13 protein-coding genes are annotated in these 15,743 nt (G+C 71.7%); 9 read left to right on the forward strand and 4 right to left on the reverse strand.

All coding sequences use genetic code 11. The annotated features are described in order from the left end of the window. Positions 1-251: 251 nt before the first annotated feature. The 4 genes from IH26_RS0134545 to IH26_RS54350 all read left to right on the forward strand — a co-directional run bounded on the left by IH26_RS0134545 (position 252) and on the right by IH26_RS54350 (position 4,388). Positions 252-1,460, forward strand: a complete 1,209-nt coding sequence (locus IH26_RS0134545) for a S53 family peptidase (RefSeq protein WP_051809042.1) — start codon at positions 252-254, stop codon at positions 1,458-1,460. 198 nt (positions 1,461-1,658) lie between these two features. Beyond that, the gene (locus tag IH26_RS0134550; protein WP_030440463.1) at positions 1,659-2,507 is read left to right on the forward strand and encodes an NAD(P)-dependent oxidoreductase; all 849 of its coding nucleotides are present in this window, start codon (positions 1,659-1,661) and stop codon (positions 2,505-2,507) included. 60 nt (positions 2,508-2,567) lie between these two features. Continuing rightward, a complete protein-coding gene (locus tag IH26_RS0134555) occupies positions 2,568-3,554 on the forward strand; it encodes a helix-turn-helix domain-containing protein (protein ID WP_030440464.1) in 987 nt (328 codons plus the stop codon). 39 nt (positions 3,555-3,593) lie between these two features. Then, positions 3,594-4,388 carry a class I SAM-dependent methyltransferase gene (locus tag IH26_RS54350; protein ID WP_034216577.1) on the forward strand — a complete coding sequence of 265 codons (795 nt, stop codon included), beginning with the start codon at positions 3,594-3,596 and terminating at the stop codon, positions 4,386-4,388. A gap of 49 nt (positions 4,389-4,437) precedes the next feature. Here the strand turns inward: IH26_RS54350 and IH26_RS60295 are convergent, their stop codons facing one another. After that, positions 4,438-4,845 (reverse strand): hypothetical protein, encoded by a 408-nt coding sequence (locus IH26_RS60295; protein ID WP_157437535.1) that lies wholly within the window; start codon positions 4,843-4,845, stop codon positions 4,438-4,440. A 147-nt stretch (positions 4,846-4,992) separates the two neighbouring features. On the opposite strand from IH26_RS60295, the gene IH26_RS56390 reads away from it, so the two are divergent. Then, complete coding sequence (locus tag IH26_RS56390; protein ID WP_169789865.1) at positions 4,993-7,224, forward strand: discoidin domain-containing protein; 2,232 nt, start codon at positions 4,993-4,995, stop codon at positions 7,222-7,224. A 34-nt stretch (positions 7,225-7,258) separates the two neighbouring features. On the opposite strand, the gene IH26_RS0134575 is transcribed toward IH26_RS56390, so the two are convergent. The 3 genes from IH26_RS0134575 to IH26_RS0134585 form a co-directional block, all read right to left on the reverse strand. Beyond that, positions 7,259-7,681, reverse strand: a complete 423-nt coding sequence (locus IH26_RS0134575) for a hypothetical protein (protein ID WP_030440467.1) — start codon at positions 7,679-7,681, stop codon at positions 7,259-7,261. Between the two features lie 285 nt (positions 7,682-7,966). Then, positions 7,967-11,521 carry an alpha-L-rhamnosidase gene (locus IH26_RS0134580; RefSeq protein ID WP_030440468.1) on the reverse strand — a complete coding sequence of 1,185 codons (3,555 nt, stop codon included), beginning with the start codon at positions 11,519-11,521 and terminating at the stop codon, positions 7,967-7,969. Positions 11,522-11,674: 153 nt separating this feature from the next. After that, positions 11,675-12,112 carry a VOC family protein gene (locus IH26_RS0134585; RefSeq protein ID WP_030440469.1) on the reverse strand — a complete coding sequence of 146 codons (438 nt, stop codon included), beginning with the start codon at positions 12,110-12,112 and terminating at the stop codon, positions 11,675-11,677. 60 nt (positions 12,113-12,172) lie between these two features. Here IH26_RS0134585 and IH26_RS0134590 point away from each other — a divergent pair, with 60 nt between their 5' ends. The 4 genes from IH26_RS0134590 to IH26_RS56395 all read left to right on the forward strand — a co-directional run bounded on the left by IH26_RS0134590 (position 12,173) and on the right by IH26_RS56395 (position 15,652). Continuing rightward, positions 12,173-12,604 carry a hypothetical protein gene (locus IH26_RS0134590; protein ID WP_157437536.1) on the forward strand — a complete coding sequence of 144 codons (432 nt, stop codon included), beginning with the start codon at positions 12,173-12,175 and terminating at the stop codon, positions 12,602-12,604. A gap of 153 nt (positions 12,605-12,757) precedes the next feature. Then, a complete protein-coding gene (locus IH26_RS0134595) occupies positions 12,758-13,189 on the forward strand; it encodes an ATP-binding protein (protein ID WP_051809045.1) in 432 nt (143 codons plus the stop codon). Beyond that, complete coding sequence (locus tag IH26_RS0134600) at positions 13,186-13,500, forward strand: STAS domain-containing protein (protein ID WP_030440472.1); 315 nt, start codon at positions 13,186-13,188, stop codon at positions 13,498-13,500. Before IH26_RS0134595 ends, IH26_RS0134600 begins: the two co-directional genes overlap by 4 nt. A 97-nt stretch (positions 13,501-13,597) precedes the next feature. Then, the gene (locus IH26_RS56395; RefSeq protein ID WP_157437537.1) at positions 13,598-15,652 is read left to right on the forward strand and encodes a SpoIIE family protein phosphatase; all 2,055 of its coding nucleotides are present in this window, start codon (positions 13,598-13,600) and stop codon (positions 15,650-15,652) included. The last annotated feature ends 91 nt before the right edge of the window (positions 15,653-15,743 follow it).

Genomic DNA, 15,743 nt, shown 5'->3' on the forward strand with positions numbered 1-15,743 from the left:
AGCACCACAAGTGCGCTACGCCCCGAAGCTCGCCATACCAGCGCGTTATGGCCTTTACATAAGGCGATTTCGCCCTTATCAGCAGTTGGCGTATTTAGAGCACCATCTCGGCAGGCTGCGGAGCTGCCCGAACACCGCCCGGATCCCGCGCCGCGCGGCTCGCACAGGAATCCCACAGATTTGAACCAATTCGACAATGGTGAATACGATTCGCGTCATCCCGCTCACCCCCCTTACCCCCAGGAGGACTGATGCGACCCATCCAAAAGATCGCCGCCACCGTCGGCGCGGCCATCCTCGTGGCCGGCGGGCTGGCGTTCGGCGTCGCCGCGCCCGCCCAGGCCAAACCGCTCGGCTTCAAGCAGATGAACTCCTGCGGCACCTCGTCGGCCCGCGGCTTCGCCCGCTGCATGGCCGTGGTCCGCACCACCGTCAGCAGCCTCACCAGCAGCGACGCGGCCAGCCCCAACGCGGCGACCCCGTCCGGCCTCAGCCCGGCGAGCCTGCAGTCCGCGTACAAGCTGCCGTCCTCCACCGCCGGCTCGGGCCAGACGATCGCCATCGTGGACGCCTACGACGACCCGAACGCCGAAGCGGATCTGGGCACGTACCGCAGCTACTTCGGCCTCTCCGCGTGCACCACCGCCAACGGCTGCTTCAAGAAGGTCAGCCAGACCGGCAGCACCACCTCGCTGCCGAGCAAGGACGGCGGCTGGGCCGAGGAGATCTCACTGGACATCGACATGGTCTCGGCCATCTGCCCGAACTGCAAGATCCTGCTGGTCGAGGCCAAGAGCGCCTCGTTCGCCAACCTCGGCGCGGCGGTCAACGAGGCGGCCGCCCTCGGCGCGAACGCGATCAGCAACAGCTACGGCGGCAGCGACGCGGCCGACAGCACGTACGGCGCCTACTACAACCACCCGGGCATCGCCGTTACGGCCAGCTCGGGCGACTCCGGCTACGGCGCCGCCTACCCGGCCAGCTCGCACTACGTCACCGCGGTCGGCGGCACCACCCTCAAGACCAGCAGCACCACCCGCGGCTGGACCGAGACCGCCTGGGCCGACGCCGGCTCCGGCTGCTCCGCCTACAACACCGCGCTCACCGGCCAGGCCGGCTTCTCCACCGGCTGCTCGAAGCGGGCCGAGGCCGACGTCTCCGCGGTCGCCGACCCCGCCACCGGCGTCTCGGTCTACGACAGCTACGCCTACCAGGGCTACAGCGGCTGGCTGACCTTCGGCGGCACCAGCGCCTCCTCGCCGATCGTCGCGTCGGTCTACGGCCTGGCCGGCAACACGGCGAGCATCGACAACAACTACCCGTACACCCACTCGACGGGCCTGTTCGACGTCACCTCCGGCTCCAACGGATCGTGCAGCACCACCCAGTGGTGCAACGCCCGCGCCGGCTGGGACGGACCGACCGGCCTCGGCACCCCGAACGGCGTCACCGCCTTCTGAGCAGGCATCGGCAGACACTGTGCCGGCGGGTCGCTGCCCGCCGGCACGATGCTTTCCCGACCAGGCTTTGTGACCAGGCTCTTGTGACCAGGCCGAGCCAGATCTGCTACGCGCCCGATCCGGTCCAGGCGGCGGACCGCCGGACGCGGACGGCTGGGGCTGAGCCACCGCCGTACGGCCGCTGGGTAGATTGCCCGGATGAAGGTCATCGGTTTGGTCGGGGCGGGGCACATGGGTTCGGGTCTCGGCTGGGCCCTGCGCGAGGGCGGCCACGACGTGGTCACCTCGCTGGCGGGCCGGTCGGAGCGGACCGCGGGCCTGGCGCGCGACGCCGGGCTGCGCCTGGTCGCCCGGCCGGACGACGTGCTGGCCGAGGCGGAGGTCGTTCTGGTGGTCACCCCGCCGGGGGCCGCGGTCGACGCCGCCCGGGCGATCGCCGCGACCACCGGTACGGCCCGGCCGCTGGTGGTGGATCTGAACGCCACCTCCCCGGCGACCGCCGCCGCGGCCGCCGAGGTGGTCGGCGCCGCCGGCTTCGACTTCGTGGACGGTTCCATCTCGGGTCCGCCGCCAACGGTCCGGCCCGGGGCGCGGATCTACCTCGCCGGCCCGCGCGCGGCCGAGGTCGCGGACCTGCGCTGGACGCACGCCGAGCCGGTGGTGGTCGGCGAGCGGATCGGCGCGGCCAGCGCGGTGAAGATGTCGACGGCGTCCGTCTACAAGGGCTTGACGGGGCTGATGGCGCAGGCGATCCGGTCGGCGGCGGCCTACGACGTCCTGGAACCGGTCATGGCGGATCTCGGCGACGGCTTCGGGACGCCGTACGGGGTGGCGCTGGCGGCCACCAAGGCGCACCGCTACGTCGCCGAGATGCGGGAGATCGCCCGGTCGCAGGCGGGTGCGGGGCTGACCCCGGCCCTGTTCGAGGCGTACGCCGAGATCTGGGCCGAGGTCGCGGAGCAGCCGCTCGCCGACGGCCGGCCGGAGACCCTGTCCCGGGAGGTCACCGCCCGGCAGGTGGCCGACGGCCTGCCGACTGTCCGGTAGCCGTCCGTTCCGGCCGGTACATCGGCGTACGCTCAAAGTCCTCTCCTCGGGGGAGGCGCCATGAGCACCCTGGTCACCACCACGGACGTACCGTCCGCGGAGGTGTTCGACTTCATCCGGGACCTGACCGCCACCATGTGGGTCCCGATGGAGTGCCGCGGCCCCAGCGAGCCGGCCTACCGGGGTGAGTTCCGGGCCAGCGGCCTGGGCCCGATGCAGGTCGTGGTGCTGGACATCATGCCGATCACCGTACGCCGGACCGCCGAGCTGATCTCGCACGCCGATCCCGACCTGCTCAAGCTGTTCCTCGTCTGCGCGGGCGGCGCCTCCGTCGTCGCTCAGGGCGGCCGGCAGGCACGGTTGTCGGCCGGGGATTTCGCGTTCTACGACACCCGCCGGCCGTACGAGGTCTCCTGCGGCGTCGACGAGCGGCCGACCCAGGTGATGACGTTCATGTTCCCGCCGTCCCTGCTGCCGCTGTCGCCGAGCGGCCGCAGGCATCTGACCGCGGTGCGCATCCCGCCGACCGCGGGGATGGGCGACCTGACCGCCCAATTCCTGCTCCAGCTGGCCCGCAACGTCGAGCATTACAACCCCACCGAAGCCGCCCGGCTGTCGACCGTGGCGCTCGAGGTGCTGGCCACCCGGCTGGCCCGCGAGCTGGACGCCGGCGACTGGGGCACGCCCGAGGCCCGCCGGCACGCCCTGCTGGTCACCGTCCAGGGCTTCATCCAGCAGCACCTCGGCGACCCGCGGCTGTCGCCGGGCGGTGTGGCCGCGCACCACCACATGTCGCTGCGGTCGCTGCACCAGCTCTTCCACGACGAGGGGCTGACCGTGGCCGGCTGGATCCGGGCGCGGCGTCTGGAGCGGTGCCGCCGCGACCTGGCCGACCCGGGCCTGGACGGACACCCGGTGGCGGCCATCGGGGCCCGGTGGGGTTTCTCCAGCGCCCCCGACTTCAGCCGGGCCTTCCGTACGGCGCACGGCGTGCCACCCGCCGAGTACCGCAGATTCGCACGCGTTGTGAACACCCCTGCGCGCTGATCCAACGACGCCCGGCCCGGGCGCGTCCACCCTGGTCGTATGACGTACCCCTTCACCGACCGGACAGCCGAAGACCAGCGACTCGTCGCGCAAGGACAGGTCTTCGACCCCCTCACCCGCCGGCTCTTCGCGCGGGCCGGGCTGGCGTCCGGCATGCGCGTGCTCGACCTCGGCAGCGGAGCCGGCAACGTGGCCCGGCTGGCCGCCGAGTTCGTCGGCCCTCGCGGCCTCGTGGTCGGCGTCGAGCGCGACCCCGCGGCCGTCGAACTGGCCCGGCGCCGCACCGACGCGCCCAACATCGAGTTCCGGGTGGGCGACGTGCAGACGCTGGACGGCATCGACCACGGCTTCGACGCCGTGATCGGCCGGCTCGTGCTGATGTACCTGCCCGACCCGGTGGCCGCGCTGCGCCAAGCCGCGTCGAAGCTGCACCCGGGCGGCCTGATCTGCGTGCACGAAGCCGACCTGGCGTACCTGCCGGCCACCCCGCCGACCCCGCTGTGGGCCGAGGCGCACGGCTACTTCCTGGCGGCGCTGGAGAAAGCCGGCATCGAACGGCGGCTCGGCCTGAACCTGTTCACCATGTTCCGCTACGCCGGCCTGCCCGCCCCCGGCCTGCAGGTCGAACTGTTCGCCGCCGGCGGCCCGGACGCGCCGGCCTGGGCCTGGGCGAACGTGATCTCGGCAGCGGTCCCGCTGATGGAGCGGCACGGCATCGCCACCCGCGCCGACCTCGATCCGCCCACGCTGGCCGACCGGTTGCTGGCCGAGACCCTCGCCGCCGACGGCTGCGTCCTGGGCCCCCCGATGTACGGCGCCTGGGCTCGCGTCTAGACCGCCCAGGCAGACGTAGGGAAGGGGCCAGGTCCTTGGAGTCCTACGGTCAGGGCACGAGGCGCAGAAGGTCGTCGCGCAGCGTGGATCCTTGGGCTTGGTACGTGTCCTGACGGATGGTTACGTATTGGCGGCCTTGGAGAGCCACCTGCACCACGACGGCCGTAGCCTTCGCCCCGAGAAAGCCGGCCGGCACGGCACTTCCGTGGTCGCCGGCGGGACAGTGGAAAGCGGTTCGGTCCACCACGGGTAGGGCAGGGAAACGCTGCCACCAGGATGAAGCCGTTGGCTCGTTCGGGACCTTGGCCGGGCGCCCTGGTCGCAGCGGGTCAGGCGCCTTGACGCCGTCATCACGGCAGACGATCATGCTGCTCGCCTGAAATGCCGGCCGCGACACGTCGGGAAAGGCTCCGGGCCTTTCGGTGAGCAGCGTCAAAGGCGCCTGACGGAATTGCATGGTCTGGCTTTATCGGCGTCGGTAGCGCGGGAGGTGGCCTTGACGGCGTCGTTGACTCGTACGTTTAATAATTTCGATACTTGAATGAAGTATTGGAAGGATTCCGGTCCCGGCCGTCGTGGGGTCGGGCGACGAAGGGATCGCGACGTGTCACGAAGAAGGTTGGGCGTCGGGCTGGTCGCCGTACTGTCTTTGATCGCGTTCTGTCCGGCCGAGGCGTCCGCCGCGGCGAGGCGTCCGGCGGGCGTGTCGGTTTTTCTGACCGACCTCGCCACCAAGACATACCTGGCGCGCCGGCCCACCGTGTCGTGGCACGGCGGGACCGCCCCGGCGGGACCGGCGATCACCGTCGACAGCCGGAGGCGGTATCAGGAGATCACCGGCTTCGGGGCGTCGTTCACCGACTCCTCCGCCTGGCTCGTCGGCACCCGGCTCGACCGCGGGCAGCGCGACGCGGTGATGCGCGACCTGTTCAGCGACCAGGGCATCGGGCTGAGCTTCCTGCGCCAGCCGATGGGCGCCAGCGACTTCGCGGTGAACGGGAACTACTCGTACGACGACTTGCCGGCCGGCCGGACCGATCCGTCGCTCGCGCATTTCTCGATCGACCACGACCGGGCCTACGTGATCCCGCTGCTCCAGCAGGCCCGCCGGCTCAACCCGGAGTTGACCGTCATGGCGACGCCGTGGAGCCCACCGGGCTGGATGAAGACCACCGACTCGATGATCGGCGGGACCCTCAGGGCGGACGCCTACCAGCCGCTGGCCGACTACTTCGCGAAGTTCCTGGAGGGCTACGCGGCGGCCGGAGTTCCGGTCCGCTACATCACGCCGCAGAACGAGCCGCTCTACGTGCCGTCCGGTTATCCGGGCATGTCGCTCAGCGCCGAGCAGCAGAACGACCTGATCAAGAACTACCTCGGCCCGGCGCTGCGCGACCGCAAGCTGCGTACCGGGATCCTCGCCTACGACCACAACTGGGATGTCATCGGCTACCCGGAGACCATGTACGCCGATCCGGCCTCGACCGGGTTCGTCACCGGCACGGCGTGGCACTGCTACGGCGGCGACGTACGCGCCCAGTCGGTGTCGCACAACGACTACCCGAACAAGCCGGCGTGGCAGACGGAGTGCTCGGGCGGCACCTGGGAGGGCGACGAGCAGGCCGGCTTCGCCGCCGGGATGGGCCTGGTCATCACCAGCACGCGGGACTGGGCGAAGGGCGTGGTCCGCTGGAACATGGCCCTGGACCAGAACAACGGACCGACCAACGGCGGCTGCCTGACCTGCCGCGGCGTGGTGACGGTCGCGCAGGACGCGGCCGGCCACTGGTCGTACGCCAAGACGGTCGACTACTGGGCGCTCGGTCACGCGAGCAAGTTCGTGCGTCCGGGCGCACGCCGGATCGCGTCCAGTTCGCTCGGGGCCGGTGACGTGCAGGACGTCGCGTTCGTCAACCCGGACGGCTCCACGGCGCTGGTTGCCTTCAACTCCGCGACCACCGCGAAGACGTTCCGCGTGCAGTGGGGCGGCAAGTGGTTCACCTACCAGCTTCCGGCCGGGGCGGCGGCGACGTTCACCTGGACCGGCACCCAGCATGGCACGGCCGACCCGGCCGCGATCGGCTCGGTGGACATTCCGCTCGACAACCCGGACGGAACGCGAGCGCTCATCAGCTACGACTCCGGGCTGCTGGCGCACCAGGCGCAGGTCCGCGTCGGCGACCAGTGGCTCGGCTACACCCTCCCGACGGGCGCGTCGCTCACTCCGCCGGCCCCCGCCGTGCCGTTGCCGCGGGACGCGTGGACCGTGTCGGCCTCGACGAGCAATGCCACCGAGCCGCCCTCGAATGTGCTCGACGGCGACCCGGCCACGCGCTGGAGCACGGGCCGAGGCATGCAGGCGGGCGACTGGTTCCAGGTCGACCTCGGCTCATCGCAGACGTTCAACCAGGTCGTCCTGGACACGACCGCGAGCAGCGGCGACTCGCCGCGCGGCTATCAGCTCTTCGTGTCGGACGACGGCACGAATTGGGGGCAGCCCGTCGCGACCGGACCGGGAAGCCCGCTGACGCGGATCCTGATCCCGCAGGTCACGGCCCGCTTCATCCGGGTGGTCAACCAGGGCGACGCCGGCAACTGGTGGTCGATGCACGAGCTGAACGTGCTCGGCCCGGCCGCCGGCGCGGCAAGCGCTACGTCCGCCCCGCACGGCGGTGTCCAGCGCAAGACAGCCGTGCTGCCCGACGGCACGCAACTCCTCGTCGTGTACAACTCGGGCCGCTCCTTGGCCACCTTCGACGTGCCGTGGGGCGAATCCACCTACACCTATCGCCTGCCGTCCGGCGCCGCCGCGATCTTCACGACCCGTCAAGGCTGATCCGCCCGGCACGCCCGCCCACCTCCGGCGCGGTTCAGGGCTGGTACGCATCCCGCACAGCGGTGGCGGACAACCCGCTCGGCAGGTCGATCTGGACTGCCACCGTGATGGAACGCGAGCCCGAGTCGACCAGGTTCCCCGGTACGGGCGGCCGGCAGAGCCCGCCGGTCGCGTCCGCGGCGGCGGCCGACGGGCTGGGCAGTGGAGTGAGGAAGATGCTGCGCTGGAACACGACGAGCACGTCCAGCGTGTCGGCGTGCGGGGACAGCAGCACGACCGCGGGCTCGCCGCTGGCGGCGGCGTTGACGACCAGGGTCAGCGTGCTCTGGCCGAGCACGGACCGCTCGATCCGTTCGCCGCTCGCCCCGGGGATGCCGGCGTCGGTCACCGTGGGGCGCTGGCCGAGCACCCGCACCGGGACGTGGTTCTGCGCGTCGTCGATCTTCTGGCCGAGCATCCGCCAGCCACATGCGCCGCCGCAGTCCGCCGTCCGCCCGCCCGGCCCGCGCCGCCAGAACCAGGCAGCCGATCACCGCGGCGGCATCGATCACCAAGAAGAAGACCGTCCATCCATCCACACGTCTATCTTGGTCTTGGGCCGGGCCCGCCCGGCGGCCGGGCGCGGAGCCGGTGTTGCACTCCGCGGCCCGGTGTCCGCCAGGGACTCGGCCTTCGCTCGTACGGTCGAAGCAGCGGAACGAAATCACGCAGCGCAACCCACCGCCGTTTCCCGGCCTGGACCTCAGCTCGCGACGAAGGTGTAGCTGCCGGACGGGAGGGTGTAGCTGCCCGCCGCCTGCGGAACCGCCTCGGGCGGCGCGCTGACCGAGCCCGCCAGGCGCACCGTCGCCGTGGTGTTCGGCGGGACCACGACGCGCAGGGTCAGGGTCGAGCCGGCCTTGCTCCACGACGAGGTGGCCGGGCCGTAGCCGGTCAGCAGGGAGGCCGAGGCGGAGGTCAGCGTCCCACCCGGCGTCGGGCTGATCAGCAGTTGCTGGTAGCCCGGCGCGGCCGGTGCGAGGCCGCCGACCGACCGGTAGAGCCAGTCCCCCACCGAGCCGAGCCCGTAGTGGTTGAACGAGTTCATGCCCGGGTCCTGCAGGGTCCCGTCGGTCTTGATGCCGTCCCAGCGCTCCCAGATCGTGGTGGCGCCCCGGCCGGTCATGTAGCCCCAGCCGGGATAGTCGGGCTGCTGGAGGATCCGGTACGCGGTGTCGGCGTGCCCGTGGTCGGCCAGCACCGGCAACAGGTTCTCGACGCCCATGAAGCCCACCGAGAGGTGCCCGTTGCGGGCGTCGACCTTGGCCGCCAGCTTGTCGGCGACCGCCTGCTGCTGGGCCGCGGGCACCAGGCCGAAGGCGAGCGCCAGCACGTACCCGGTCTGGCTGTTGTTGCCGACCGTGCCGTCGGCCGCGACGAAGCGGCTGGTGAAGGCCGCCGCGATCTGGTCGGCCAGGGTGCCGTAGGACGCCGCCTCGGCGGTCCGCCCGGTGGCCGCCGCCATCCGCGACAGCAGCCGCGCCGACCAGCCGAAGTACGCCGTGCTGGACACGTCGTTCGGCGTGCCGTCGTCGACGTTGAGCCAGTCGCCGTACGTGTCCTGGTTGCGGATCAGGTCGGCGCCCGCGGTCGAGCGCAGGTAGTCGACGTACCTGGCCATCGCCGCGAAGTGCTGGTCGGCCACGGCGAGATCGCCGAACCGTTGCCAGATCGTGTACGGGACGATCACGCCCGCGTCGGCCCAGCCCGCCTTCCCGGCGCCGTCGATCACCGCCGGCGCCACGTCGGTGAACGCGCCGTCCGACCGCTGCGCGTCCACCAGGTCGTCGACGAACTTGGTCAGCAGCCCGTGGGTGTCGAAGTTGAATGTGGACGTCGCCCCGAACGCGGCGATGTCGCCGGTCCAGCCGAGCCGCTCGTCCCGCTGCGGGCAATCGGTCGGGATGGACAGCATGTTCGAGCGCGCCCCCCACATGATGTTGTGCTGCAACTGGTTGAGCATCGCGTCGCTGGACTGGAACGCGCCGGTCGCCGCGCCGGCGGTCCAGGCGGCCAGCCCGGTGAGGCTGTCCGCGGTGGGCGTGCCGGGATAGCCGGTGATCTCGACGTACCGGTAGCCGTGCACGGTGAAATGCGGCTCGAACGTCTCGGCCGCACCGGTCCCGGCCAGCGTGAACGTGTCGGTGGCCTGGGCCGAGCGCAGGTTCGCGGTGTAGAGCGTGCCGTCCGCGTTGAGGATCTCGCCGTGCCGCAGGGTGATCCGGGTGCCGGCCGGCCCGGTCGCGCGCAGCCGGTCCCAGCCCGCGAAGTTCTGCCCCAGGTCGGCGATGAACACCCCCGGCTTCGGCTGGGTGATCGCGACCGGCCGGAACGCCTGCTGCACGGTGACGCCCGGGTCGACCTGCGCCACCAGGTGCGGCAGCGCGTCGGTCCGCACCGTCACCGGCACCCCGGCCGCCGCGCCGATCCGGGCGTCCTGGTCCTCGCCCTGGTACAGGTCGTCGTCGAGGACCGCGCTGGGCGCCGCCGTCCAGGTGTTGTCGGTGCGCACCTCGGCGCGCGTGCCGTCGGCGTACTCGATGGTGAGCTTCGCCGAATACCAGGGCGACGTGCCGTACCGCTGGCTGCCGGCGAAGCCGATGTTCCCGGAGTACCAGCCGTTGCCGACCAGCGCGCCGAGGGTGTTGGCGCCGGAGCGCAGCCGCGTGGTCACGTCGTATTCGCGGTACTGCAGGCGCTTGGTGTAGTCGGTCCACCCCGGCGCGAGCCGCTCGTCGCTGACCTTCACCCCGTTGAGGTAGGTCTCGTGCAGGCCCAGCGCGGTGGCGAACAGCCGGGCGCGCACGACCGGCTTACCGACGTCAAAACCCTTGCTGACGTACGGCGTGGGCTGGGTCACCGCGACCTGCGTCCCCCACGGGCCGCCGCCGAGCGCGGCGGTGACCTTGGCGGCCGGCCACCCGGAGTCGTCGAATCCGGGCTGCTCCCAGCCGGCGGGCCCGCTCGTGGACGCCTTCCAGGTGCCGTCGGTGACGACCGGGCCGGCCTTGGCGATCACGCCGGCCGGCCCCGCGCTGGTGTTGGTCGCCGCGATCGCCAGGGTGTTGCTGCCGGCCCGGAGCTGGACGGTGACGGTCGCCGCGTGCTTCCACGAGTCGACGACCCGGCGCGAGGAGCTCACCGAGGCGCCGTTGAGCCAGACGTCGGCGGTGTCGTCGCCGGTCACCACCAGCGTCGCCGGTCCGGCGGCGGCGGCGTCGAACGTCCGCCGGAAGTACCGGGTGGCGGCCGGCGCGGAGGTGGCCGGGTCGCCCTCGGGGTACCAGATCCAGGAGGCGCCGGTCAGGCTCGCGGTGGCGGGCGCCCCGACGAAGCTCGCCTGCCACTCGGTGGCCGGGTCGAACAGGCCGGTGTCGAAGGCGGCCGGCGCGCTCCACGGGCTCGGCCGGCCCTGGGTGTCCCAGACCCGCACCTGCCAGTGGTACGTGCGGTTGCTGGCCAGCGCGGGACCGCCGTACGGCACGTCGACGCTGCGGCTCGAGGCCACCTGGCCGCTGTCCCAGACGTCCGCGGCGCCGGCCGAGGTGCCGACGGTGACCTGGTAACGGCCCTGCATCTGGGCGTTGGCGACGGTGGTCAGGCGCCAGCCGAAGCGCGGCGCGCGAGCGTCGATGCCGACCGGTTCGGTGCGCCGCTCGGTGGTCAGCCCGGACACCGCGACCGGCGAGGCGGCGGTGAGGTCCGGCGCGGCGACGTTGCTCGCCCACGGCCCGGTGCCGTACGCGCCGAGGTCCTTGGCCGTCACCCAGGTCTCCGGCACGGCGTTCGCGGCCTGCCAGGAGCCGTCGGTGACCAGGTCGGTGACGCCGGCCGCGGAGGCGATCCGGACGTGGCCGAGCAGGCCGGCCGGGCCGGCGCTGGTGTTGCGTAAGGCGATCCGGAGGGTGTTGCTGCCGGCCCGCAGCGCCGCGGCCAGGTCGAAGTACCGGGCCTGCCGCCACGAGTCGGCGACCCGGGCCGAGCCGCCCAGGTAGGTGTCGTTGAGCCAGACGTCGACGGTGTCGTCGCCGGTGACGACCAGCTGGGCATCGGTGTACGGGCCGGCCGGGGCGGTGAGGACGCGGCGCAGGTAGCGGGTGGCGGCGGGCGCGGACTTTGTCGGATCGCCTTCCGGGTACCAGATCCAGTGCGCGCCGCCGAGCGCGACCGGGGTGGCGGCGTGCGCGGGGGTGGCGAGGGTGAGCGTGAGGACAGTGACGATCGTCGCGGCCAGGGCTAGTAGGCGTTTAGCGGCCATCCGGGGCTCCTCGGGGGAAGCGAGGGGATTTAAACGTTTCAATGTGAAACGTATTAATCGTATGGCCGAGCGTCGATGTATTTCAAGAAGGAGTCCGTAGAGTTGCCCGTTTGTCAGGCCGGCTGTTGCGTGCCGCACTCCGTGCTCCCGGCCTCAGTCCGTTCTCGTGCCGCCGGGCTCCAGCTCCTGGAACAACGTGATCTGCAGCCCGGCCGGCGCCTCCAGCCGGGAGTTCAGCGAATTCCATGGCGTACGGGTCGGCGGCGCCAGCTCCTCGGCCCCGCCCGCGGTGGCCTCCGCGGTCCGCGCGACGGCGTCATCGACCTCGAACGCGACCCGGATCCGCGGCGCCACCGGACGACCGACCTCCACCTCGTCGATCATCCGCTTCTGCGCGGGGTTGGCGATCTCCAAGGTCGCCCGGCCGGCGTCGAGGATCACCACCTGCGCGTCGCCGTCACCCGCGAAGGCGGCCTGCTCCGGCAGCCCGAGCACATCCCGGTAGAACGCCACCGCCGCCGCGAAGTCCTCCGCCTCCACGACCAGCCGGAGCTGCCTGACCCGCTTCCCTCGATCCACATCGTCGTTCACCGGCAAACAGTAGATGACCGACGGGACGTCTTGCCGGTCCTGGAGAACTACGATCCGGCCATGACCACGCCTGGTTGGTACGACCCGGACTACGACGATCCGGCCGCGCCGCTGCCGGCCGATGTCGAGTCCGCCCGTGCGTGGGCGCTGCCGCCGGTGATCGCGAAGCGGCCGCCGTTCGACGCGTGGTGGTGCCCGGACTGCCAGCGGCTCCAGCAGGACGGGCTCCACCTGCACGACCACGCCCGCGCCGAGCGGCAAGGGACGTCCGGCTCGGTCTGCCCGGCCACGGGTGTCGTCGCCGTGCGGATCGGCGCGCGGCCCCCGGTCCCGGCCGGGCCGGGGTTGCCGTTGGACGGGTGGTGGTGTCCGACATGCCGGTACCTCGTACCGGACGCGGCCGCCACCCACCCGTCCCGGGCCGCGCGGCCCGTTCGCACCGAGGGCTGCACCAACCGGCGGTACCGATCGGTCCGCGTCACCGGGCGGTGACGGCCGCTCGCCGGATCTTCAAGCTGAATAACACGGAGGTATCCATGAGCCCCAAGCCGTCCTTCGCGTGGCCGGGTGCCGTTGGTAACTGGCCGATCGGGGTACTGTGTGCTGACTAGCGCGGCCCCGCCCATAGAACAGGATCCGCCGGTTGTGAGCGAGTTGACCGCTCGTCTTGATCTGCCTCTGGGTGCGAGCGCGCCGGGTACGGCCCGGCGGGTGGTGGTCGCCGTCCTGGATGGCTGGGGGTTCTCGGACGAGACCTGGTTGGATTGCGCTGCGCTGATCGTCAGCGAGGTGGTCACGAACGCCGTGCGGCACGGCGGCGGTTGCCTGGCGTTCGCGATCGAGTCCACCGGCGGGCGGGTGGTGATCTCCGCGTCCGACGCGTCGTCGCTGGTGCCTCGCCGCCGTGATCCGGATCCGGCCGGCGGGCGCGGCATCGCGCTGATCGAGGCGTTCGGTGCTCGGTGGGGCGTTGACGACCAGGACGGCGGCAAGCGGGTATGGGTCGAGCTTCCGCCGTGTCCGCGACCCGGGCCGGGCGCGGGTGACCGGCGAGGTGTCAAGGAGGCTGCGGCGTGATCATCACTCAGCAGGCCGAGCGCGGCGGTGTCGTGCGGTTGACGCTCTCGGGCGAGCTGGACCTCGCCACCGCCGACCGGCTTCAGCAACACGTACAGCGGGCTCTCGCGCAACCGGCGCGAAAGCTCGTGCTCGACCTGGCCGGCGTCGCCTTTTGTGACTCCACGGGCCTCGGCGCACTGCTGCACGCGCGCAACACCGCGGTGGAGCACGGCACCGGATTCCAGGTCACCCGCCCGCGGGGCCTCACGCAGCGGGTCCTGGAGGTCTCGGGACTGCTGGACATCCTCACCGGCGCGACCGACCCGTAGCGTACGCCCGCATTTGTGCTCTTTGCCGTTGTTGTGTGGCCTGGCATGATCAACCCACGCCGGGCTGATCGGATCGGGCAGACCATAAGCTGTACCGGTGCCGCGGGAGCCACTGATGGGCGAGGAGCAGCCGGAAGCGATCCGGTTCGCGCAGGTGCTCGGTCTGCTGGACGCAGATCCGCACGGCTGCGCCCTGGCGACCGCGGTGCGGGCCGCCGATGGCAGCATCGCCGATTTCCGGCTGGTGTATCTCAACGAGGCCGGTTGCGCGTTCCTGCAGCGCCCGGCGCAGGAGATGATCGGCCGCACGTATCGGCAGCTGTGGCCGGACACCGCCACCGACGGCACCTTGCCGTTGTACCAGCGGGTGGTCGAGGAGAAGATTCCGGCCGTACGCACGGTCTACCACGACCGGCCCACCCTGACCGGTCACTTCGAGATCCGGGTGGTGCCGCTCGGCGACGGCTTCGTGGCCCGGTTCGTCGACCTCAGCAAGCTCACCCTGGGATCGCAGACCGAGGGCGGTGCCCGCCTCTACGACGCGCTCGACGCCGCCTTCGACGGGTTCGCGGTGCTGCAGGCGGTCCGCGACGACACCGGCAGGATCACCGACTTCCGTTGCGAGTACATCAACCAGATCGGCGCCAAACTCGCCGGTCACAGCGTCGAAGACCGCATCGGGCGCGGCATCCTGGAGCAGCCGTCCCGCAGCGCCGAACTCGACCTGTTCCCCCAGCTGCGTCACGTCGCCGAGACCGGTGACAGCTGGCATCAGCAGATAGCCGTGACCGGCAGCGCTCAGACTTGGGAGAGCAAAGCGGTCCGGGTCGATGTGGACATCGTGGCGGTGTCCTACCGGGACATCACCGAGCAGGTGGACCGGCAACGGCAGCTCGAGCAGAGCGCCGCCCTGGCCCAGGCCGCCGTCGACCGTACCGACGCGTTGCAGGCGGTCACCGCGGCGCTGGCCGCCGCGAGCAGCCCCGACGAGGTCTACCTTGCCATGGGAACCGTGGTCCGCCCGACCGCCGGCGGCCAGGGCCTCGTGGTCCTGCTCGCCGAGCACGACCGGCTCGTGCTCGGCTACCACGCCGGCTACGAGGACCACGTCGTCCGGCAACTGCGGGAGCTGCCGATGTCGCACCCGTACCCGGCGACCAGCGTCGCGCTCACCGGACAGGCACGATACGTCGGTACGCCGGAGCAGTTCGACGCGGCACAACCCGACCCGGCCACCGCGATCTCCCGCGGCGGCCGGTCCGCATGGGCGTTCCTGCCGCTGAGCACCGCTGGGCAAACGCTGGGCACCCTGGTCATCGGCTACCGCGACGCCCGCGAGTTCGACCCGGACGAGCGCGCCAACCTGATGGCCTTCGCCCGCACCGCCGCACAGGCCCTGCACCGGGCCCTGCTGCACCAGGCGCAGCTGTCCATCGCCACCGACCTGCAACGAGCCCTGCTACCCGCCGCGCTGCCCACCCTCGACGGCGCCCGGCACGCCGTGCGGTACCTGCCCTGGACCCAGGGCGCCGACGTCGGCGGCGACTGGTACGACGTGATCCAGATCGACGACGCCCGCGCGGCCATCGTGATCGGCGACGTGGCCGGCCACAGCCCGCGGGCCGCTGCCATCATGGGCCAGTTGCGCAGCGCGGTACGCGCCTACGCCGCCGACGGCTACCCTCCGGCCGACGTGATCGGCCGGGCGAACCAGCACCTGTGCCGCTACGAGCCGAACGCGATGGCCACCTGCTGCTACCTCGAACTGCACCTGCACAACGGCACGGCCACCGCCGTCCTGGCCGGTCACCCACCACCGCTGCGGTACGCCGACGGCCACGCCGCGCCGCTGCGGGTGAAACCCGGGCCTCCGCTCGGCACCCGGCAGGCTACCTACCACCAGCAGACTGTCACCCTGCCGGCCGGCTGCTGCCTGCTGCTCTACACCGACGGCCTCATCGAGGACCGCCACCACACCATCGACCGCGGCCTGACCGAACTGTGCCAAGCGATCGAATCCGCACCCACACGCGACCCCGACCGCCTACTCGACCACATCCTCGACGCCGGGGTCGGACCCGACCCCCGCAGCGACGACGTCGCCATCCTCGCCCTCACCCTCGAGAGCCATCCCGCCGCACCAACGCCATGAGCGAGCGCCGCCCCATCCACGCTGGATGAGCCGGCATCTCCCGGCGCACAGCTACGTCGGCCGGTCTGCCCGGCGGGCGAACGAAGCCCGA

This window comes from Actinoplanes subtropicus (assembly GCF_000721705.1).
Classification (GTDB): domain Bacteria; phylum Actinomycetota; class Actinomycetes; order Mycobacteriales; family Micromonosporaceae; genus Actinoplanes; species Actinoplanes subtropicus.

Excerpts from the sequence above, each read along its gene's own strand:
- IH26_RS0134545 (WP_051809042.1), top strand. The coding sequence starts at position 252 with ATGCGACCCATCCAAAAGATCGCCGCCACCGTCGGCGCGGCCATCCTC.
- IH26_RS0134550 (WP_030440463.1), top strand. The coding sequence starts at position 1,659 with ATGAAGGTCATCGGTTTGGTCGGGGCGGGGCACATGGGTTCGGGTCTC.
- IH26_RS0134555 (WP_030440464.1), top strand. The coding sequence starts at position 2,568 with ATGAGCACCCTGGTCACCACCACGGACGTACCGTCCGCGGAGGTGTTC.
- IH26_RS54350 (WP_034216577.1), top strand. The coding sequence starts at position 3,594 with ATGACGTACCCCTTCACCGACCGGACAGCCGAAGACCAGCGACTCGTC.
- IH26_RS60295 (WP_157437535.1), bottom strand. The coding sequence starts at position 4,845 with ATGCAATTCCGTCAGGCGCCTTTGACGCTGCTCACCGAAAGGCCCGGA.
- IH26_RS0134575 (WP_030440467.1), bottom strand. The coding sequence starts at position 7,681 with ATGCTCGGCCAGAAGATCGACGACGCGCAGAACCACGTCCCGGTGCGG.
- IH26_RS0134580 (WP_030440468.1), bottom strand. The coding sequence starts at position 11,521 with ATGGCCGCTAAACGCCTACTAGCCCTGGCCGCGACGATCGTCACTGTC.
- IH26_RS0134590 (WP_157437536.1), top strand. The coding sequence starts at position 12,173 with ATGACCACGCCTGGTTGGTACGACCCGGACTACGACGATCCGGCCGCG.